Origin of the sequence: Mycolicibacterium neoaurum ATCC 25795, assembly GCF_000691525.1 — a bacterium.
Classification (GTDB): domain Bacteria; phylum Actinomycetota; class Actinomycetes; order Mycobacteriales; family Mycobacteriaceae; genus Mycobacterium; species Mycobacterium neoaurum.
The window spans coordinates 254,168-274,993 of the sequence record NZ_JMDW01000008.1; the positions used below are offsets into that span (position 1 = coordinate 254,168).

18 protein-coding genes are annotated in these 20,826 nt (G+C 67.1%); 10 read left to right on the forward strand and 8 right to left on the reverse strand.

What is annotated here, in order from left to right:
• The first annotated feature begins 375 nt into the window (after nt 1-375).
• Entirely contained in the window at nt 376-1,704 is a 1,329-nt protein-coding gene (locus IC40_RS0108745) for a PE-PPE domain-containing protein (protein ID WP_030134359.1), read from the forward strand.
• Between the two features lie 53 nt (nt 1,705-1,757).
• Here the strand turns inward: IC40_RS0108745 and IC40_RS0108750 are convergent, their stop codons facing one another.
• Nucleotides 1,758-2,525 carry a cutinase family protein gene (locus IC40_RS0108750; RefSeq protein ID WP_030134360.1) on the reverse strand — a complete coding sequence of 256 codons (768 nt, stop codon included), beginning with the start codon at nt 2,523-2,525 and terminating at the stop codon, nt 1,758-1,760.
• 361 nt (nt 2,526-2,886) lie between these two features.
• Between IC40_RS0108750 and IC40_RS0108755 the strand changes: the two genes are divergently transcribed.
• Entirely contained in the window at nt 2,887-3,264 is a 378-nt protein-coding gene (locus IC40_RS0108755) for an RNA polymerase-binding protein RbpA (RefSeq protein WP_036459591.1), read from the forward strand.
• Nucleotides 3,265-3,274: 10 nt separating this feature from the next.
• Here the strand turns inward: IC40_RS0108755 and IC40_RS0108760 are convergent, their stop codons facing one another.
• The 4 genes from IC40_RS0108760 to IC40_RS0108775 form a co-directional block, all read right to left on the reverse strand.
• Nucleotides 3,275-5,242 (reverse strand): acyltransferase family protein, encoded by a 1,968-nt coding sequence (locus IC40_RS0108760; RefSeq protein ID WP_030134362.1) that lies wholly within the window; start codon nt 5,240-5,242, stop codon nt 3,275-3,277.
• A 38-nt stretch (nt 5,243-5,280) separates the two neighbouring features.
• Nucleotides 5,281-6,396, reverse strand: coding sequence for a GGDEF domain-containing protein (locus tag IC40_RS0108765; protein WP_051644291.1), 1,116 nt, complete (start codon nt 6,394-6,396; stop codon nt 5,281-5,283).
• A 1-nt stretch (nt 6,397) separates the two neighbouring features.
• On the reverse strand, nt 6,398-6,871 hold the full coding sequence (locus tag IC40_RS0108770; RefSeq protein ID WP_030134364.1) for a TspO/MBR family protein: 474 nt from the start codon (nt 6,869-6,871) through the stop codon (nt 6,398-6,400).
• A 70-nt stretch (nt 6,872-6,941) separates the two neighbouring features.
• The gene (locus tag IC40_RS0108775; protein WP_030134365.1) at nt 6,942-9,305 is read right to left on the reverse strand and encodes a lysylphosphatidylglycerol synthase transmembrane domain-containing protein; all 2,364 of its coding nucleotides are present in this window, start codon (nt 9,303-9,305) and stop codon (nt 6,942-6,944) included.
• 140 nt (nt 9,306-9,445) lie between these two features.
• Between IC40_RS0108775 and IC40_RS0108780 the strand changes: the two genes are divergently transcribed.
• Both IC40_RS0108780 and stpK7 read left to right on the forward strand, forming a co-directional pair.
• The gene (locus IC40_RS0108780; RefSeq protein WP_051644292.1) at nt 9,446-10,876 is read left to right on the forward strand and encodes a DUF4407 domain-containing protein; all 1,431 of its coding nucleotides are present in this window, start codon (nt 9,446-9,448) and stop codon (nt 10,874-10,876) included.
• A 98-nt stretch (nt 10,877-10,974) separates the two neighbouring features.
• A complete protein-coding gene (gene stpK7, locus IC40_RS0108785; protein WP_030134367.1) occupies nt 10,975-12,732 on the forward strand; it encodes a serine/threonine protein kinase StpK7 in 1,758 nt (585 codons plus the stop codon).
• Nucleotides 12,733-12,735: 3 nt separating this feature from the next.
• On the opposite strand, the gene IC40_RS28450 is transcribed toward stpK7, so the two are convergent.
• Together IC40_RS28450 and IC40_RS0108800 are read right to left on the reverse strand one after the other, a co-directional pair.
• Nucleotides 12,736-12,867, reverse strand: a complete 132-nt coding sequence (locus IC40_RS28450; RefSeq protein ID WP_268817305.1) for a hypothetical protein — start codon at nt 12,865-12,867, stop codon at nt 12,736-12,738.
• A gap of 346 nt (nt 12,868-13,213) precedes the next feature.
• Nucleotides 13,214-14,062: an NYN domain-containing protein gene (locus IC40_RS0108800; protein WP_019513943.1), complete on the reverse strand. Its 849-nt coding sequence runs from the start codon at nt 14,060-14,062 to the stop codon at nt 13,214-13,216.
• A 123-nt stretch (nt 14,063-14,185) separates the two neighbouring features.
• Between IC40_RS0108800 and IC40_RS0108805 the strand changes: the two genes are divergently transcribed.
• Entirely contained in the window at nt 14,186-15,310 is a 1,125-nt protein-coding gene (locus tag IC40_RS0108805; RefSeq protein ID WP_030134368.1) for a fatty acid desaturase family protein, read from the forward strand.
• Nucleotides 15,311-15,343: 33 nt separating this feature from the next.
• Here the strand turns inward: IC40_RS0108805 and IC40_RS27790 are convergent, their stop codons facing one another.
• The gene (locus tag IC40_RS27790; protein ID WP_157837307.1) at nt 15,344-15,517 is read right to left on the reverse strand and encodes a hypothetical protein; all 174 of its coding nucleotides are present in this window, start codon (nt 15,515-15,517) and stop codon (nt 15,344-15,346) included.
• Between the two features lie 291 nt (nt 15,518-15,808).
• On the opposite strand from IC40_RS27790, the gene IC40_RS0108815 reads away from it, so the two are divergent.
• From IC40_RS0108815 to IC40_RS28015, 5 genes are all read left to right on the forward strand, one after another.
• A complete protein-coding gene (locus IC40_RS0108815) occupies nt 15,809-16,564 on the forward strand; it encodes a GAF and ANTAR domain-containing protein (protein WP_030134369.1) in 756 nt (251 codons plus the stop codon).
• A 180-nt stretch (nt 16,565-16,744) separates the two neighbouring features.
• Nucleotides 16,745-17,893 carry a glycosyltransferase gene (locus IC40_RS0108820; protein WP_030134370.1) on the forward strand — a complete coding sequence of 383 codons (1,149 nt, stop codon included), beginning with the start codon at nt 16,745-16,747 and terminating at the stop codon, nt 17,891-17,893.
• Entirely contained in the window at nt 17,884-18,897 is a 1,014-nt protein-coding gene (locus IC40_RS0108825) for a hypothetical protein (RefSeq protein WP_030134371.1), read from the forward strand. Before IC40_RS0108820 ends, IC40_RS0108825 begins: the two co-directional genes overlap by 10 nt.
• A gap of 62 nt (nt 18,898-18,959) precedes the next feature.
• Nucleotides 18,960-20,369, forward strand: coding sequence for a glycoside hydrolase family 130 protein (locus tag IC40_RS0108830; protein WP_090558885.1), 1,410 nt, complete (start codon nt 18,960-18,962; stop codon nt 20,367-20,369).
• 302 nt (nt 20,370-20,671) lie between these two features.
• A complete protein-coding gene (locus tag IC40_RS28015) occupies nt 20,672-20,821 on the forward strand; it encodes a hypothetical protein (RefSeq protein ID WP_169740070.1) in 150 nt (49 codons plus the stop codon).
• Nucleotides 20,822-20,826 lie beyond the last annotated feature (5 nt).

The window sequence follows — 20,826 nt, forward strand, 5'->3', positions numbered from 1 at the left end:
CACCGCCGGCGGCCAGGCCCTGCGACGGGTAACGCGTCACCAGCCCCGGTGATGTGGCGCGCCGGGTCGCTGGCGGCGTCGCGGCCGCGCGTGATCCTGGACCGACGGAGCCGACGGGGGGTTGCCGACAACTGCAGGCCCCTGACGGCCGAGCTACCTATCGGTGCGCCGAACAAAGCGAATCGCCCAGCCTCGGTGGCGAACCCGGACGCGCGAGTTCAGCAAACTCGGGGCCGCGAGCGCGAGCTGCGCAGATGTGCGCTGTGGCCCTACTATTCGCCGCAAGAGATCGGTGTCACCGCGAAAGATGCACCCGCAAGTGCAGATTCAGCAACTCGTGGGCACCGTCGGGGGATCATCATGAAGGAGTCTGGGGTGAACAAGCGTCACCGAATCAGTCGTGTCGCCGTCGCGGTACCCGCGGTGGCCGTCCTGCTCGCCGCAGGAGTCGTCGACCACACCGTGCCGGCCGCCCCCGCGCCACCAGTGGTCCAGCAGCACCGCACCCTCTCCGCCCAAGCCGTCGAACTGGCCGCGCTGGCGCTGTTCGCCGTGCCCGGCGCCGGTGTGCAGTTCCCGGCCGGCGCCCTGGACACCCAGGATGGTGGCGTCTGGCGCCGCATCCCGGACGTCACCGTCCTCAACGACCCGGTGCGCTATCCCGGCAGCGTCACCGCGGCATCCGTTGACGCCGGGGCGACCTGGCTCACCGAACTGCTCGCGGCCCGTGACCCGGCCACCACCGTCAGCGCCATCAATACCGGATCGTTCGGCGGCCGCGTCGCCGCCGAGGCGCTGAACAGGCTGGCCGCCACCGGTTACGACATGTCGAGCGTGTTCGGCGTCTTCTACGGCGACTCCAACACCCCGGGCACCGGCATCTTCGCCCGCTACGGCCCCGACGAGCCCACCTTCGGTTCCGATGTGTTGGGCGGCGCCATCGCTTTGCCCGACGGCACCTATCTGCGCCTCAACCGCGAGTACGACCCCATCGCCTACTTCCCGCGGTATCTGTTCAACCCGATGAGCTGGATCCAGCTGGCCGCCGGGTTCATCTTCGAACACTCCCGACTGCAGGATTTCGACTTCGAGGATCCCGAGAACGTGGTCACCGTCGACGGAAACGTCGTCACGGTGCGGGTGCACAGCCCGGTGATGCCACTGCTGACGCCGCTCAAGCTGCTCGGTGTGCCGACCCAGTTCATCGACGCCCTGCAGGCGATCCTGCAGCCGATGGTGGAGAGCACCGGCATGTACGAGACCGGCCGAATCCAGTTCCTGCCCACACCGCAGCAGGCGTTCACCCACCTGCAGAACATCGCCGCCGGCTTCGCGCGGGCGGGCGAGATTCTTGCCGGGACGGCGCCGACGCCGGAACCACCGAGTGCGCCGCCAGTGGTCACCGCGCCGGACACGACCTCGGAGATCATCGACGCGATGGAGGATCGGGACGCCGAACTCAACGGCATCACCTCGAAGCCTGAACGGCAGGCGCTGACGGTGGAGTCCGAGGACGACGAATCCGATTCCGAGGAACGCACATTCGAGCGCACAGAGTTCACCGATTCTGACAACGATCCCGATGCGCTGACGGCCGCCGATCCCGATCCCGAGGTCGTCGAACCCGACCCGGGTCCCGAGCCGTCCGAGCCCGCCGATACGGCACCGCCGCCCTCAGACGACGACGGCGCCGATCCCGAGTAGAAACCAACACGATCGAGGCCCCCTCGCCAGAGGGGGCCTCGATCGTGTCGGGATCAGCCGACCTGCGCTGCCGCCTGCACCATGGTTGCCGACGGGGCTGCGGCGCCGAGGCGCCCGACCACGAAATCGGCTGCCTGATTTGCCATTCCGTTGCTCTTGTAGGAGCTGTGTGCGGCGCGGTCCCACCCGCCGGGGAAGCAGACCGGGTCCCCGGCGGCGCACAGCTGCAGGCTCTTGCCGGCATACAGGTCGCCGATCGCGATCGGGGGAGCGCTGCGATCGGCCAGGCTCAGGAACCAGTTGTCGGGGGTGCCGAACAGCACGACCGCGGACACATGCGAGGCGACATCGGCGGGCATCGGCCCGGCCAGTCCGGCGGGCAGGGTGTACCCGGCGGGCACGCTGCTGCTGGTGCTGTAGCCCGCCACCGCGGCGCCCTGCGAGTACCCGCCGAGCACGATCTTGGTGTCGGGGCAGTCGGCGGCGATCTGCTGAATGTGATTGGTGGCGTCGGCGATACCGTCGACGGCCCGGCCGAAGTCCAGCGATGCCGGGTAGTTGACCCCGTACACGCTGACCGACTGGCCGGGTAGCCGCGCGTTCAACGCGTCGACGAATGCCTGACCGGTCGCGCCGACGCCCGGGGCCTCGAAGGTGCCGCGGGCGAACACCACGGCGACATCCGCGCAGGAATCGGCGGCGGCCTTCGCGGTGGCGGCGGGACCGGCGAAGAGTCCGGCGACGACGGCGAAGACGGCCAGGGCTGCGAACAGTGCCGAGCGTGCGGCCCGCGCCGCCCAGGTCTGTGGCGATGTGCTCATGAGTTTCCCCGTTCTGGAATCCGATGTGCCATCGCTGCGAGTAGTGGTGGCAATTACCTGCTACAAGCCCAGTTCGGCGGGCAGGATTCCACGGCTGTCAAGTGATCCATCTCACCTGAGTGCACGGAATCAGCTCTAGCTTCGCGGGGTTGGATGCTCGGCAAAATGGCGACTTCTCCGTACCGGCCCCTGCGCAGGAGTACGGTCGAGACGGACCTCCGTTCGAGCGGGCATTCAGGCGAGCAAGCGCCAGAGGGGCGTTGCGGTTCACTCCGAAGTTTCACCATGCCTCGCGAAAAAGAGAGTCCGCCGTGTATCAAACACTTTCTGTGTCCCCGCCACCCGTCCGCGATGTCTAACGATGGCCAACCATCGATTGAAGGGCACTCGGCTCGGCACCATCAGCTACGAGTCCGACCGCAACATGCCGCAGCAACCACGGCAGATCGCCCGCTATCGCACGACGGACGGCGCCGAATTCGACGTGCCTTTCGCCGAAGGTGCTCAGGCACCTGGCCGCTGGCTGTGTCGCAACGGCATGGAGGGAAGCCTGCTCAGCGGGGAAGCCGAAGAACCGAAGAGGCGCAAGCATGTTCGCACGCCGTGGGACATGTTGCGAGAGCGTCGAACCATCGAGGAACTCGACGAACTGTTGGCCGAGCGGTTGGCCATCATTGGTGCGCGCCGGCGCGGTGCTGACGGCGCGCGGGCTGGCTCAGCGGCCGTCGACGGCTACTGATCGGCGTCGTTCACCACCAACCGGTCGCGGCGGCCAACTGCCGGCCGAGTTCGTCGGCCATCGTGCGGACATAGGTCGCCGAGAGGTGATGCGCGTCGTGGTAGATCAGCACATTGCCCTCGGCGGCGCGGCAGATGTCCGGCCTGCACACGACATCGGAGAGGTCCAACACCTGCAGCAGCGGATAGTCCGGCGCATGGTCGAGTGTCGGGTTGCGGTCGGCCAACGCCTCGGTGCGCGGCACCCCGCAGGTGTCGGCGTCCTCCCCGGATGCCAGGCAGTCGACGGGGGAGAAGAACCGGCCGTCGCGCAGCATCCACGGGGTATCCCGGATACCGAGCATGCCGATGCCGTTGTCGGACAGCTCGTCCCAGACACCGAGGTAATAGTCGGGCACGTAGTCGCCGTCCCCGTCGAGGATCGGCCGGGTGGTGGTGAAGAAGACGTAATCGGGCCGCTCCGCCACGATCTGGGCCAACGCGTTGTCCGACCAGGTGCGGCACGAGGGGTACGGCGTGAACGGCCCGGCGATGATCGGGACCTCGGCCGTGGTCAGCGGGCACCCCATCTTCATGTAGGTGGTCACCTTGAAGCCGTGCTGGCGGCCCAGTGCATGCAGCGCGGTCAGCCAATGCTCGGAATGCGAGCCGCCGGCCAGCGCGATCGTCCGGGTGGCTTTCGGGTCACCGTAGACGCAACTGACGACCTCCTCACCGCCGAAGTCGGCAAGGCACTGGTCGAGGGTCGACGGCGGTACGTCGTCGGGCGCTTCCAGCCCGGTCGGGCGCATCGGCAGTGTGGCGACCCGTCGACCATCACCGAGGGCCAGCGCGCCCGGGTAGTCGCGCAGCGGCAGGGTCGCGAGCTCGGTGCCGCTGGCCCGGATCTGTTCGACATGCTCACGCCAGCCGACCGAGGCGGCGGCGAGCGCGACCACCAGGACCGTGGTGGTGGCACCGGCGAGCACCGTGCGCCAGGCGCTCGTCCCCGCCGGCACCGCCAGCCAGGTCAGCCAGGAGGCCAGCGCCGCAGCACCCAGGATGGCAGCCGCCTCACCGATGCCGACGGTGTCGTCGTTGGTGTGGGCCAACCAGAAGATCAGCATCGGCCAGTGCCACAGGTACATGGCGTAGGCGCAGGTGATGACGGCAGAAGACGATGTGCCCGACGGTCCGCTGATGATCATGAGCACCGTCGCCGACACCGGCACCAACGCCCACGGCCCGGGATAGTCGACGACACCGTCGACCAGTAACCCGGCGCCCACGATCGCGATGACGCTCACCACCACGGCCGCCAGCCGCAGCCACGACGGCCAGGCCCACCGCCCGGCAAGGGCGGCGGCCAGAACCCCGGCGAGCAGCTCCCAGGCGCGGGTCAGCGTGCTGTAGTAGGCGACGGTCTGGTCACTGGAGGTCTGCACCACCGCCCACACCAGGGACGCCGCGGCGGCCAACCCCACAACAGCGAGCAGCGGCCCGCGCCTGCGGATCAACCAGGCCGCCACGACCAGCGCCAGCATCACCTGCCCCGCCACCGACAACGCCCACAGGTGCTGCAGCGGGGTGACGGTCTGGCCGGCCTGGAAGTAGTCGCCAACGGTCGTGGCCAGCAGCCAGTTCTGATAGAAGCCGAGGCTGGGCAGCGTCTGCTCGGCGAAGGACTCCCAGCGGGTCTGCGGCTGCACCAGCACTGTCAGCACGGCCGCGACGGCAAGCATCAGCACCAGCGCGGGGACCAGCCGGCGGGTCCAGCGCCACGCCTCGGCCCACACCGATCCCTGGCAGCCGAGGATGCGCGAGCCGAAGAAGTAGCCGACCAGCACCAGCAGGACGTCCACGCCGCCGGACACCCGGCCCAGCCACAGGTGGCCGATGACGACCAGGGTCACCGCGATGACCGTCAACGCGTCGAGGTCGGGGCGGGCATGCCGCCCGACGGGCGCAACGGGAACGGGGGTGGGGTGTGTGGTCTGCAAAGCGCCCCGAGCATAACGGGGCCGCGGAGGGGAGGTGGCTACGCAGGGTCGGCGATGGACACCCGGTCGCCGCCGTCGTGTTTGGCGCGGTACATGGCGGTATCGGCCTTGTGCAGCAGCCGCTCGAAGCACTCCATGCTGTGCACCGGCCCGCATGCCGCACCGATGCTGACCGTCACCCCGGGCGGCCCCACCTCACCGATCGCCGCCCGCAGCAGCGATCCCACCTCGGCTGCCCGATCGGCCGCCATGGCGTCGACGGCGACGAACTCCTCGCCACCGGTGCGGGCGGCCAGCGCAGGCTCGCCGAGCACCCGACGCACCTGCGCTGCGGTCTGGACCAGGATGTCGTCGCCGACGGCGTGGCCGTGCCGGTCGTTGACGTTCTTGAACTTGTCGATGTCGATGACGAACACGCACAGGTCGCTCAGCGGTTCGCCGGTGCCGATCAGTCGGGACATGTGGGCGCGCAGCCCGCGCCGATTGGCCAGCGTGGTCAGCGGGTCGAACAGCGATTCCACTGAACTGTTGCGGATCAGCCAGAAGGCGAACTGCGCGAACGGCAGGATGAACACCGTGACCAGCAGGGCCACCGCGGTCTTGCCCACGGTCAGCGGCAGCGCCTCGGGATAGTCCGAGACCGCGAGCCGCGCCGCCAGCGCAGCGATCGCCACGACCACGATCGCCAGATGCGCGACCATGGCGCGGGCCCCGTGGAAGAACAGGATGTAGATGCCGGTCACCGCAAACACCGGTGTCGCAGTCAAACCGGCCAGTGGATCGCGGTGGGCCAAGCCGGCCACCGCGATCCCGATGTCGATGAACAGGAACAGCGTGATCGACATCCGCGGGGTCGGCCACGGGCCGAACAGCCAGTAGAACGGCCAGGCCACGGCGACGACGGTGATCCCGGTGACCAGGACCCGCATCGGTCCGGCCGGGTCGGCCAGGTCGGTGGCCAGCAATGCCAGCAACGCGACGGCCATGCCCGCGCCGACCAGAGCGATGACCACCCGCAGCGAGGTCAGGAAGCCACGTGCCCGCAGAAAGTTCAGCAGGAAGTGGTGGTCGACGTCGTCGCCCCACCACAGCCGGAACTGATCGGTGTAGTGCGGCGCACCGGCAAGGCGCCAGACCGTGGAACGACGTCGCAAGTCAGCGACGGTTGAGCACCCAGATATGGGTGGATAAGGCGGTGGCGAAGGTGCACCACAGCGGATAGAGGCCCAGCGGCGCGGCCTTGGCGCCGCGCACAGCCACGGCGCGGCGGGTCAGGTCGGCGCTGCTGACGGCCAGCGCCCCGGCGGCGATGGCCGATGCGCCGAGCTTGCGCCGGTTGAAGAACAGCCAGGACCAGCCGCCGTTGAGGATCAGGTTCAGCACCAGGGCCCGGAGGTAGCCCCGGCGCACCTCCGGCGGTGCTTCGTCGAGCGTCTGGGACGAGACCACGGCGATATCGGTGTAGAGCGAGGTCCACGCGACCGGGAACGCCGCTCCCGGCGGCTGGTAGGGCGGCTTCTTCAGCTTTGCGTACCAATCGGATTCGACGGCCGGTTTGCTGGCCAGGCTGCCGACCACGGCCGTGGCGGCGACGGCGAGTGCAGTCGGTGCAAGCGTGCGAATCTGCAAGGGATGCTCCAGGCTTGTGGGGGACGTGCGTGTCCCTGTCCAGTATCCACCCGGCCGAAGGGTGAAACCCTCAGATCATGTCCTTGCGGGTCAGCCAACGCATCACGGGCCAGCCCACGAACACCGGCAGCCAGCAGGTCAGCACCCGGTAGAGCAGCACCGCGGGCACCGCCACGGCGGCCGGGACACCGAAGGCGGCCAGCCCACCGATCAGGGCGGCTTCCACCGCGCCGACACCGCCGGGGGTGGGGGCGGCGGAGGCGAGCGTGCCACCGATCATCGTCACGACGGTGACCGTAACGAACGAGGTGTCCCCACCGAAGGCCTCGATGCTGGCCCACAGCGCCAGCGCCGAGCCCAGCGTGGTCCCCGCGGCGCCCAGCACGATCAGGGCAAGGCGTTTGGGTTCCTTGGACAGCTCCCAGAGATCGGTCTTGACCTCCTGCACCTTGGGCGCCAGCGACGAGGCCAACCACCCCCGCAGCTTGGGCACCGACAGGAACACCCCGACCAGTCCGAGAGCGACACCGGCGACCAGATAGAGCACGGTCGCGCTCGGCACGAAATGCGACAGGTTCGCCGACGCGCCGGCGATGGTGGTGAACAGGATCAGCAGCACCACGTGCACCAGCACCTGCACGCTCTGCTGCAGCGCCACCGCCGCGGTGGCGCGCATGGTGGACAGTCCGCCCTTCTGCAGCACCCGGGTGCTCAGTGCCAGACCGCCGACACCGGCGGGCGTCGTGGTGGCGGCAAAGGTGTTGGCCACCTGCATGATGGCCAGGTGGCGGTAGGAGACCAGCCCGTCGGCGCACGCCCACAATGCGCCGGCCGCACCCAGATAGCGCAGCGCCGACACCCCGAGCCCGACCAGCGCCCACCACCAGTTCGCGTTGCCGAGCTCGTCGAAGAACGCGGGCACGGTGCTGATGAACGGGTAGGCCACGTAGACCAGCGCCACCAGCAACACCAGCTGGATGAGCTGGATGCGGGTGAACCGGGTGATGGTCTCGGTGCGGATGTTGTCGGCCCCGGTCTGGTGTTGGACCTGTGCACGGGCCGCCTCGATGACGGCCTTCGGGTCGTCCACTGAATCCCGGATGCGGGCGGGCACGGCGGTCTTGGTGAGCCGTCGCGACGCGGTGAGCACGGTGTCGCGGCCGAGGGTCTCGATGGCCGCGGCGACCGCGGATTCCGGTCCGTACATCGCCGAGGTGGTCACCAGCAGCTGGGCGATATCGGATTGCAGCTGCGCGTCCGTGGCGCCGTATTCGGCGTTGACGAACCCACCGAACTGCACCTGTCCGTCGTGCACGGTGATCTCGCCGCAGCACAGGTCGCCGTGCGAGATCTGGTTGTCGTGGAGCACCCGTAGCGCCTCCCACACGGCGGTCACGGGCGCGGCCTCGGCGCTCAGCGGGACACCACGCGCGGGTTTGCGGGCGTACAGCGTCCAGCCGCGGTCGAGTGCGCTGACCGATACCGAGGAGATGTTGGACCGCCCGAGGGTGTCGATCGCGATGGCCATCAGCGCGCGGTGCTCGATGGTGCGCCGCATCGAGGCGTGCAGCGGGGCGGTTTCGTCGCTGCGCAGCCGGAACTTTCGCCACAGCTGGCTCAGCGCGCCACCGCTGCGCTGGTTGGGGCCGTACAGCTCGACGACGGCGGTGCTGTCGGGTCCGGTGGCCGCCAGCACCAGCGCGCCCTCACTGGGCGCCCGGATGACGGCCAGGGCGGAGACGACGAAACCGCGGCGGGCCAGCGCGCGCACGGCGCCGTCGAGCGGGACCTCCAGTGCGGGGGTGCCGACGACCCAGACCACCAGGGCGCCGACGAACCAGCCGACGGCCAGCCCGAGCAGTGTGCGGGCCGGCACGACGGCGCTGACGAACAGGTGGATGGGCACGAACGCCAGCAGCAGCGCCCACCAGTACCGGCGCAGTCGGCGGGACAGCCACGGGCCCGAGACGGTCAGCACTGCGGCCAGCAGGGCGACCCAGCGCGGATCGTCGAGGAACTGCGAGAGCTGGGTGTCGAGCCGGTCGCCGAGGTCGAAATGCCACTGCGGCGCCGCGATCCCGCGGCCGGTGATCGACAGCGCCAGCACCGCGATCAAGCCGGCGGCTCCGTAGGCGGCCAGCAGCCGCCAGTGCCTGCCGATGATCAGCTGCACCAGGATGACGAAGGGCAGCGCCAGGATGGCGACCCCGTAGGCCAGGTAGACCAGATTGGACTGGGTGGGTGTCAGCACGCCGATGATCTCGGAGATGGACCGTTCCAGGGCCACCCAGTCGTTACGGGTGATCAGCGAGCTGGTGATGACGACGGCAAGGAACACCGCCGACAGCACCACCCGAAGGATCTCGTTGGTGCGCCGGGTGAGCGGTTGCAGCAAGCTGCCGGTGACGCTGATGTCCCGACCGTCGACTCGCACGGGGACAAACGTAACCGGGGCGGGCGGATCGGTGCGCGAGGCGGGACACACGGCGCTGTGAGAGAATTCCGGTCATTCGCAGCCGGCGTGGGTTCTTCCGCCTGGCGCACAGCACCGAGAAAGAGACTGTGGGGGCCTCTATGCGTGGCGAGAAAATCGGGGAGCCGCTGATGGGCGCGGTGGCCGCGCTGGTGAGCGGGCTGGCGCTGGCCGGTTCGACGACCTGGCCGACGGCGGCGGTGATCGCGGCGGCGCTGGCGTTCGGGGGCGTGTTCTGGGTCGTGGTGTGGGCCGTGACACAGGGCGCGGCCACGGCTTTCGGGGCCCGGGTCGCCGTCGCCGTCGCGGCGGGCCTGCTGCTCGGTGAGCTCGCGGCGGTGGCGGTGTTCGGCGGACAGATCGACGAGGTGCTGACCGCGCGGGATTCCCCCGCCGAGGCGACGGCGACGGCGGCACTGGATCAGGCGCGGGCGGAGCGGGCGGGTCTGGACGAGGCCGTCGCGCAGGCCAACCGTCATCGCGACGAGGCGCTGATCGTGGCGCGCTGTGAGGTCAATCCGTCCGCGGCGTGCCCGCAGATTCGCATCACCGGGGTGCCGGGCAGTGGGCCGGAGGCCCGCACCGCCGCTGCTTTCCTCGACGACGCCCAGCGTCGCCTCGACGCCGCGGTCACCGATCGGGACGGCCGCGCGCCGGTGTTGGACGATGAGGTGCGTATCAGGGAGCAGGCGCTGGCGCAGGCGCGGCAGGACACGCTGACCGGTGGGCTCGGCGTGCGTTGGCAGGCGATGAACACCTATGTGCTGGACCATCCGGGGTCGGTGATCCTGCGGCTGCTGGTGGTCGGCTTCTTCACCGTTCTGACCGTGCTGCCGCTCCTGTTGAAGCGGTGGCGCGGCGCGACGGCGGTCGAGGCGGATTCGGCGGCCGACACGGCGATCGCGGTGCATCGCGCACAGGTGCGTGCCCAGGTCGATCAGATGTGGGCCGAGCAGGAGCTGAACAGCGCGCGGATGGCGGTCGCGGCGCAGAACGAGATCGACGCCGAGCGCCAGCGCCGCCGGGTGGCGCAGGCGTGTGCGGCCGAGCCCGAGGCGGTCCTGGTGTCCGGGGCGCCCGAGGCGGTGGTGGCCGAGCGGGTGGGCCACGCCGAGCTGCCCGCGCCGGTGCAGCGCTCCGCCGAGCCCGAGCCGCAGCGCGGGATGCCCGTCATCGGTGAGGTCACCAACGCCGCGGCGCGGCTGATCATGCCGTTCGTCCCGCCGATCGTGGCCGGGGCTGTCGACAACGTTTCCAGGAATGTCGCGCGGACGGTGGGCAAGCCGCTGCGCCAGGTGTTCACCGAGACCGAGGAGTTCCACTTCACGCTGCGGCGCACGCATCGGGTGACCGTCGAGTCGGACGCCGAGGCCGAGGGTGCCGAGCAGCCGCGCCAGGTCACCTCGCACCGGGAATGGGTGGATGCGAACGGGCCGCACATCGAGTCACGGCGCACCCTGATTCTCGGCGAATCCGACGGGCCTGCGGAGCTGACCTCGGATGCGGGTCCGCGGCAACTGCCGCCCGAATAACGTCATGTCATGACGTCTCGTCATGACATTTTTGCCACCTGTGATGTAACTTCGATCGACAGCACGAGGCCCGCAGGCCTGCGCCGAGAGGAAAACAGGTGGACTCGACGCCGTTCGGCCACTATCAGCTGCGGGGGCTGATCGGCCGGGGCGGTATGGGCGAGGTGTACCGGGCCTACGACACCAAGACCGATCGCGTGGTGGCGTTGAAGGTGCTGCCGCCGCAGATGGCCCAGGACAAGGTGTTCCAGCAACGGTTCCGCCGCGAATCGCAGGCCGCCGCCGGGGTCAACGATCCGCATGTGGTGCCGATCCACGGTTTCGGTGAGATCGACGGCCGGCTGTACCTGGACATGCGCCTGATCGAGGGACGCACGCTCGGAGAGCTGTTGTCCGAGACCGGCAAGCCGTTGAATCCGACGTTCGCGGTACAGGTGGTCGAACAGATCGCCTCGGCGTTGGATGCCGCCCATCAGCAGGGTCTGATCCACCGCGATATCAAGCCGTCCAACATCCTGTTGACCAAGGCGAATTTCGCCTACCTCATCGATTTCGGTCTGGCCCGCACCGCGGGGGAGACCGGTATGACGACGGCAGGCAGCACGTTGGGGACGCTGGCCTACATGGCGCCCGAACGGTTCGACGGCGGGTATGCCGACGCCCGCGCGGACACCTACGCGCTGACCTGTGTGCTCTACGAATGTCTCACCGGTGCCAGGCCGTATCCGGCCGACAGCCTGGAGCAGCAGATCGCCGGGCACATGGTGTCGCCCACGCCGAAACCGTCGGAAACGAATCCCCGGCTGGCCCCGTTCGACGAGGTGATCGCCACGGGCATGGCCAAGAAACCGGAGAAGCGGTATCAGACCGGTGCCGAGCTGGCGGCCGCGGCGACGCGTGCGCTGCGGGCACCGGTGCGTATCACCGGGTCGGGTCGACACACGGCCCGGCGGCGGGCACCGCAGTCGCGCCGGCCTCCGCGCCGGGCGCTGGTGCTGGCAGGGGTGCTGGTGCTCGTCGGTGCCGGTGTGGTCGGGGTGTGGAAGTGGCAGGAAACCCGTGACGCCGGACAGTGGCCCGAGGGCGCGGTGCCCGCGATCGCCGCCGCGGTTCCCGCCGACGTGCGGGCCGCAGGCACCCTGGTTGTCGGTGTGAATGTGCCATATGCGCCAAATGAATTCACCAATTCCGACGGTGAGATCGTCGGGTTCGACGTGGATCTGCTGGATGCCGTCGCGCGGACGATGGGGCTGACCACCGAGTACCGCGAGAGCGAGTTCGACGACATCATCCCCGCGGTGCAGGCCGGAGCGGTCGATGTCGGGATGTCCTCGGTGACCGACACGGTGGCCCGGCAGAAGCTGGTCGATTTCGTCACCTATTTCCAGGCGGGCACGTTGTGGGCGCAGCGGGCCGGATCGTCGGTGGATCCGACCGCCGCATGCGGGTTGCGAGTGGGAGTGGCCCACAGCGTAATTCAGGAGACGGTCGAGATCCCGGCCAAGAGCGACGAATGTGTGGCCGCCGGGCTGGCCCCGATCGAGAAGGTGGTCTTCGGCAGGCAGGACGATGTGACCGCAGCGCTGATCGCCGGTGACATCGATGCGATGAGCGCGGATTCGCCGGTCACGGGTTTCGCCATCAAACTCAGCGGCGGCGCCTTGGTGCCGGCCGGCGAGGTGTTCGACTCCGCCCCCTACGGGTGGCCGGTGGCCAAGGGATCGGAACTGGCCCGGCCGTTGCTACAGGCCGTCACCCATCTGATCGGCACCGGTGAGTACCGGACCATCGCGACCATGTGGGGTGTGGAGCGCGGGATGATCACCGAGCCGGTGATCAACGGCGCCGCGCGCTGAGTTTCACCGCTTCTTGGGGTGCAACACGTCCTCGGTCGTGTGGGAAGACTCACCGGCACGCTTGGCCGCGCGTTTCTCTTTGAGCGATTTGCCGGACTTTTTGGTCATGCTCTGACGTGGTGACTTATCGGCCATGATGGCCCTTCTGACGAGAGGGCCTGTGTGGTCCCGCTCCTTCGACCATACACGTTGACAAGCGCGGGCCATCGGCGTTGACTGGGGAGGTGGCCGAGTGAATTTTCTTGCGCTTTCGCGATTTTCGCGTCGGCTGCAGGGAAGAACGGACATGCCACACTTCTGCGAACCGCGCCCTATGGTTAATGACACGGACATGTGTTCGTCGTCGGCGCACACCAGCCCGCGGTCAGCCACAGCCCTGGCGACCGCCCCGGACACCGACGCCGTCGATCGATCACGCAGCGACTCCTCGGCGGCCGAATCGCGATGGGACTCCGAGGGTGGCCACCTGGCGCGCTGATCGTCAGTCGGCCTGGCGCAGCCGCACCAACCTCGTCGTCGAGCTCTCGTCCAGTTCGACCAGGTCGGTGCGTGAGCGGAGGAAATCGCTGAAGGACTTGAAGCCCAACGACTTTTCGTTGAAAGACGGGTCCATCCGTTTCATCTGCGCTTTGACCGCCGAGTTGTGCAGCCATTCGACGTCATCCTTCTCCGTGCCGATATGCAGCGCGCGAGTGAGCAGTGCAGATGCCAACAGCTGGGGATCGGGCTCGTCGGATCTCTTGGTGCGTCGGGTCGCTTTCTTGGGTTGGTCGCTGGGCTCGAAAACCGGCACCCCGGGCAGTGCGTCGTAGACGACGAACTCATCGCAGGCCGAGGCCAGTGCCTTGCTCGACGACCCGGCGACACCGATACCGACGACATAGCGGCCCAGACGTTTACAGCGCTGGGCCAGCGCGATGTAGTCCGAGTCGCCGGCGACGATGACGACATGGGTCAGGTCGGGAAGTCGGAACATGTCCTCGACGGCGTCGACGGCCAATCGGATGTCGGCACCGTTCTTGCCGTAGGCGGCTGCGGGGAACAATTGCACCAGGTCGACAGCGCGTCCGACCAGCTGCTCACGGTAGCCGGCATTGACGTCTGCCGACCAGTCGGCATACGCCCTGGTGAGGACGAGAGTGCCGAAGGACGATGCGAAATCAAGAATCGCGCCGACATCGACCGTCGCGCGCGCCAAGGCGTCATCGGTGAGCCCCTTTGCTTTGTCCCGCTGGAATGAGTTGCGCCCATTGACTTGGTCGTACCTGGAAATCACGATGTTGTCGAAGTCGAGGTAGACCGCGACACGGGTTGCGGCGGTTTCGGTCATGACTCCAGTCTGACCCATCCGGATGTCGGCATGGCACAGACCTGCCGTGGGGCATAGGCTGAGACGAACGCTCACGAGGTGGCCCCGACCCTGCCGCCGTACCAACGACGGACCGGGATCGACATGGCAGTTTCCGATATTGCGGCATACGCGAACTTGACGAGTGAGGATATCGAGGCCATCGGATCCGAGCTGGATCTGATTCGCCAGGACATCGAGGAGTCCCTGGGTGCACGCGACGCCGCGTACATCTATCGGGTCATCAGGTTTCAGCGCACACTGGATATCGCGTCGCGATTGGTGATCGCAGCCAGTCAATCCAGGGTCGGCTGGCTGGTTGGGACAGTCTCACTGGCATATGCCAAATCCGTCGAAAACATGGAGATCGGGCACAACGTGGGGCACGGCCAATGGGATTGGATGAACGATCCCGAGGTCCACTCGACCACGTGGGAATGGGACATGGCCGGTTCGTCCCGGCAGTGGCGTTACTCGCACAATTACCGCCACCACGTCTTCAGCAACGTGCTCGGCGTGGACGACGATCTGGGTTTCGGTGTGCTTCGGGTGACCCGGGACCAGCCTTGGAAGCGTGAGCACCTGTTCCAGCCGTTGCGGAACTTGTTGTTGGCAGTCGTCTTCGAGTGGGGTATCGCTCGGCATGGCCTGCATGCCGAGCGAGACCGTGCCCTCTCCGAGGTCGACAGGCAGGCAGTCACGCGGACGATGCTGACCAAGGCTGGACGTCAGATCACCAAGGACTACCTGGTGTGGCCCGGACTGAGCCTGCACCGCTGGCGGCGGACACTGGCCGCCAACATCACCGCCAACCTGCTGCGAAATCTGTGGGCCTATGTGGTGATCTTCTGCGGGCACTTCCCGGACGGCGTCCAGCAGTTCACACCGGAGTCGCTGGACGACGAGAGCAGAGGGCAGTGGTATCTGCGCCAGATGCTCGGAGCCGCCGACTTCACGGCGGGCCCATTGCTTGCCTTCTCAAGTGGAAATCTGTGCTACCAGATCGAGCATCACCTGTTTCCTGATCTGCCGAGCAACCGATACGAGCAGATCAGTCACAGGGTCCGTGCGCTGTGTGAGAAGTACGACCTGGACTATGTCACCGGGTCGCTACCCCGGCAGTACCTGCAAACGGTTCGCACCACCTTGCGCCTCGCACTCCCGGACGGCGGTTTCCGGGCCGTGTTCCGACCATCCGGTTCCGACGATGTCCGTGCACACACGCGGTGATGAATATGCCTGCAGTGCAACGGTATCAGCGAATCACACCTTGAAATGCTCGGTAACCCTGTCCGCTGTCCGCTCGACGGTGTCCTTTCCCTTTTCGATTTGGCCTTCGTCCCGAAGGCGGCGATCACCGGTCAGGCGGCCGACTCCGGTCTTTGAAGCGGCGGACACACTCTTGATCGTTCGTGCGATGGATTCACGGATGCTCATGCTGGAGTTCCTTTCGGTACCGCCGGAACGGCGGAGTGTTCGGTGTGACGGCCATGAGATCGAGATGATCTCGACATTCGCCGGATTCTGGAGCGCAGATGTGCACGTACAACCGATCTTGGTATCGGAAATTCTGACGCGACCGCGTGGTGGCGACGCGGCGAGCAATCGCTGCGTGCGTTACTCCAGTGCTGCCCACGCTACACGCTCCGGGGGCCGCGCAGGGTCGACGCGAGGTCGACAGATACCCCGACCGGCTGGTGCACGCGACATCCAGCGGGGGCGTCGGTGATGACGGGCCTTCGCGTGGGCGATGACGACGATGCCGCGACTGCGGATCTGCAGGCCGGTTTGGTCCGATTGGCGGGTCTGGTGGCGGACACGCTCAGTCTGCAGCAGGTGCTCTCGGAAGTATCGGCGGCGGCAGTGCGCGCGGTACCGGGAGCCGAGGGTGCCGGCTTGGCGATGGTCGGCCCCCCGGATGCCAGGGTCGTGGCGTCAGCATCCAGCGCGTCGTTCGTCGCCGAGCTCGATGCCCTGCAGTACCGGTCCCTGTGGGAAGGGCCGGGAGTCACCGCGATGGACGATCGGCGCTCGGTCTGGTCGAATTCACTGGGCGGAGAACGGCTATGGCCGCATTTCGGTCCGCGCGCAGGACGGGCAGGTGTGCACAGCGCCCTGGCCATGCCGTTGACCGTGTCCGATCGGATGGTCGGTGCCCTATGCGTTTATGCCAGGGGTAAAGGTGTTTTCGACGATTCCGCTGCCGGTATCGCGGAGTTGTTCAGTGCCCCAGCCGCAGTCGCCGTGCACAACGCCCGCGTTCTGTCGGATGCCCGTGCACTGGCCGGTCAGCTGCGTGCCGCGTTGTCGACCAGGCCGATCATCGACCAGGCCATCGGCATCATCCGATCGCGAACCGGCAGGACTGCGGGCGAGGCATTCGATCAACTGCGAGATCTGAGCCAGTCGGAACAACGCAAACTGTCCGATGTCGCCGAGCGAGTAGTCGAAGAAGCCGTGCGTCGGGTCCGGAACCGCCATTGAGCCGGTCGTCAGGGCGGTGGGGGTGTAGCGTGGGAGTAGTTGGGAACCCAGCCAGTCCGGGATGAGTCGACTGTCCGCCGTCGACGTCACCGAGCAATCGCTTGCGCCGGACATATCGCGCTTCGAACTGTCTGGATCGACGTGAACGCTTTTCCCCATTCCCCGCTGTCATTTGCATCGGTGCTCGAACCGGCCCGACCGCCAGCCCCAAGCTTCAGCATTCTCAGCACCTACCCACCGACGCCGTGCGGCCTGGCGAATTTCAGTGCTGCGCTGGCCGATGGATTGTCGGCCAGCGGTTCTGATGTCCACGTCGTCCGTGTCGCCGATGGCTCCCGGCACGACGCGGGCCGAGTGGTGGGTGAGTTGGTCAACGGGTCGGTGGCTTCGGTTGCGGCATGTGCGGAAATGCTCAGTGAGGCCGATATCGCGTTGATCCAACACGAGTACGGCATCTTCGGGGGCCCCGATGGTGATGAGGTGCTGGACATTCTCGGTGCATTGACCGTGCCTGCCATCGTGGTTGCCCACACAGTGCCGTCCACACCCACTCGAAACCAGCGCGCAGTACTCGAATCGGTTGTGGCAATGGCTGACAAAGTTGTCGTGATGTCCGATGCCGCCGCGATTCGGTTGCGGACGCATTTCGATGTCGAACGGCGCAAGATCACCACCATCCCGCACGGAGTGCGGCTGCCACGAACCACTCACATCAAGCGAGCCCAGCAACCGACGTTGCTGACCTGGGGTCTGCTCGGACCTGGCAAGGGGGTCGAGCGCGTCATCGATGCGATGGCTTCGTTGCAGCAACTCCCGAGCAATCCGCGCTATCTGATCGCGGGCCGGACACATCCGAAGGTGCTCGCCGCCGAAGGTGAGGCATACCGGCAGGCGCGTGCTGCGCAGGCCGAACGTCTGGGGGTGGCGAGATCGGTGTCCTTCGACGCCAGTTATCGCGATGTGGCGTCGCTGACAGCATTGGCGCAGTCCTCGGCGGTGGTGGTGTTGCCCTATGACTCCACCGAACAGGTCACCTCCGGGGTGCTGGTCGATGCCATCGCCTGTGGTCGACCGATCGTGGCGACAGCGTTCCCGCACGCTGTCGAACTGCTGCGCAGCGGCGCAGGCATCGTGGTCGAGCACGACGACCCAGCAGCGATGACGGCGGCGCTGAGAACTGTTCTGAGCGACCCGAGGGCGGCGGGGGCGATGTCGGCCGAGGCTCGTCGGATGGCACCCGGCATGGCGTGGTCAGTGATCTCGGCGGCGTATAAAGATGTGGCACATCAAATTCTGGCTCGAAAGATCGGTCACGCGCGGTGGATCTGATACCTCGCTTCGACCATCTACTGGCGATCTCCGATCACCACGGCACCTTCGAGCACTGCTGCGGTCCGATACCCCGGCGCGAGCACGGCTATTGCACGGACGACATGGCACGAGTCCTCGTGGTCACCAGCCGGGCTTCGGAGGGCGGAGACGCAACGCGGGATCTGGCCGCGCGCGCGCTGCTGTTCCTCGACGGCGCGGTGTCCGTCACAGGAAGTTGCCGTAATCGTATGGACCACCGGGGGCGTTGGACCGACACGTTCGCGGAGAAGGACAGCTGGGGTCGCTGTCTGTGGGGCCTCGGAGTCGCGGCCGCGCACAGTTCCGACGCGTCGATCCGTCGTCGGTCGACGGTTCAGTTCGAACGTGCCGCGCGCGGACGGTCGGCGTGGCCCCGGGCGATGGCCTTCGCAGTGTTGGGTGCGGCCGAGCTGCTTGGTGTGGAACCTGGAAATGCCGTTGCCAGAGCGTTGATCGGAGATTATGTCGGTGGTTTGCCGGCACCGACCGGTGACCCGTGCTGGCCCTGGCCGGAGCCACGCTTGAGTTACGCGAACGCGGTGCTGGCGGAGGCGATGATCGCCGCCGGCGACGTCGTCGGCGACGGCGGTCTTCGTCGGCGCGGCCTGGACATGCTGGGTTGGCTGATCGAACGTGAGACCAGCGGCGGGCATCTGTCACCCACCCCCACACACGGTTGGTCTCGGGGTGAGCTGCGGCCCGGGTTCGACCAGCAGCCGATCGAGGTGTCCGCACTGGCAGATGCCTGCGTTCGTGCCGCCGAATATGATGCTGGGGCGATCTGGCCAGATACCCTGCGGGCGGCTGCCGCATGGTTCCAGGGTGACAATGACGCCGGTCTGTTGATGTGGGATCCCGAGACCGGCGGGGGCTATGACGGCTTGCATGCCGACGCGGTGAACCTCAACCAGGGCGCGGAGTCGACCCTGGCGTTGCTGTCGACCTTTCAACAGGCGCGCCGGTGTGCCGGTGTCTCTCCGTGACGGCAGCGCGGCACGTCGTGGCGTCCAGGGGCAGGCAACGGTTGGCAGCGGATCCGTCACGAGTGATCACCAGACTGTTCATACCGGGCCAAGAAGGTTTCGAGGCCCATGATTCCCGGGCCGGGAGTGTGGTGGAGCGGATCCTGGCACTGGACGACGCGCAGGTTCGTGCCGCACTCGATGACGTACTGGAGCGCTTCGGTGATCGTCATCGTGATCTCGTGGTCACGTTCGGCCGACATGCGCATGAACTCGCCGACCGGCTCGATCCAGGGATCGAGCTCAGTGAGGATCGAATGCTGTTGATGGGAGCGACTTTCACCAACGAAGTGAGTATCGAGGGTGCCGCACTCTGTAACCCGAGCATGGTCGCGCATCCCGACCAGTCGGACGTGCCGGCCGGTGGCCTGCGCTTCGTCATGAGTGTGCGCGGCATCGGCGAGGGGCACCGCTCGTCCATCGGCTTCCGCACCGGCGTCATCGACGGCACGGGTGAGGTGACCGTCGACGGGACAGCTCCGGTGGCGACATCCGGCACGGTGATACCCACCATGCTCGATGCGGCCCTGTTCAACAGCGAACTCCATGACGGACACGTCGATGAGGCCACCGATTATGTACTACAGGGTCTCGAAGCGCGGTTCACCCGAGCCGCGCTCGATGAGCAGTTGGAACGGCTACACCGACACCGAGCGACGTGGGCCCATGCGAGCGAGACCATCGCATCGATGCGTTCGATAGCCGACAGGGCGTATGCCGTCGAGTTCGCCTCCGCCACCGAGGTTTCCGAACGGGTGCTGTGGCCGGCGACCGACGCCGAATCGGTCGGCATGGAGGACGCGCGATTCGTTCGCTTCGTCGAGGACGACGGATCGGTGGCCTATCACGCCAGCTACACCGCTTACGATGGTGCGCGGATCAGTCAGCAAATGTTGACGACGACGGACTTCCGGTCCTTTGTTTCGACACCGCTGGTCGGTGACGCCGCCGCCAACAAGGGCATGGCACTGTTCCCGCGTCGGATCGCGGGTCGGTTCGTCGCGCTGTCGAGATCGGACCGGGAGTCGAACTCCGTCGCGGTCAGCGACGATCTCTCGGTGTGGACCACGGCGACGCCACTGCAACAACCGGCGGAGCCCTGGGAGATTCTGCAGCTGGGAAACTGTGGCCCTCCGCTGGAGACCTCGGCGGGGTGGCTGGTGCTCACACACGGTGTCGGGCCCATGCGCACTTACCGGATCGGTGCGATTTTGCTGCGGCTGGAGGACCCCACGCAGATGATCGGCCGGCTGCGGTCGCCACTGTTGAGCCCGGGGATCGGCGAGCAGGACGGCTATGTGCCGAACGTCGTGTACTCGTGCGGAGCTCTGCTACATGCGGACACCTTGGTGCTGCCATACGGGATCGGTGATGCCGCGATTGGGTTCGCCTCCGTCCCGCTGCCGCGGCTGTTGGCGGCGCTTGTCGGCTGACGACGGTGCCGTGGTGTCCGCCGATCGGGTGTATCCGATGGGCAAGCCGAAAGCTGCGTCATCTCTCGGTTCGCCTGGGCGAAGCACCATCAGCTCGGGTGTAAAAGTTAGGTCGCCTTACTAGGCCAGCTGAGCGAGGTGTTACGACGAGCTAAGGAAAATCCCGCACGGGATCGTGTCGGGACCTGCCAGTTTCGGTGTGCGCGTACGGATCAGCGACCCCCAGATCGATACCCGGATGACTGTGATTCAACACACTCGATGAGTTACATTGTGATCGCAGTCATACGAAAGAGGTCGACATGAGTGGTGTTCTCTTAGGCGTCATCATGGTTCTGCTCGGTGCCGGCGCTGTCGGCGCTGTCGTGGTCGCCGCCATCCTTGGCTACGGCACCGCGGCACTGGCCATCGGCATCATCTCCAGCGCAGCCTTCGCCGCGCGGACCGTCTGAGACCG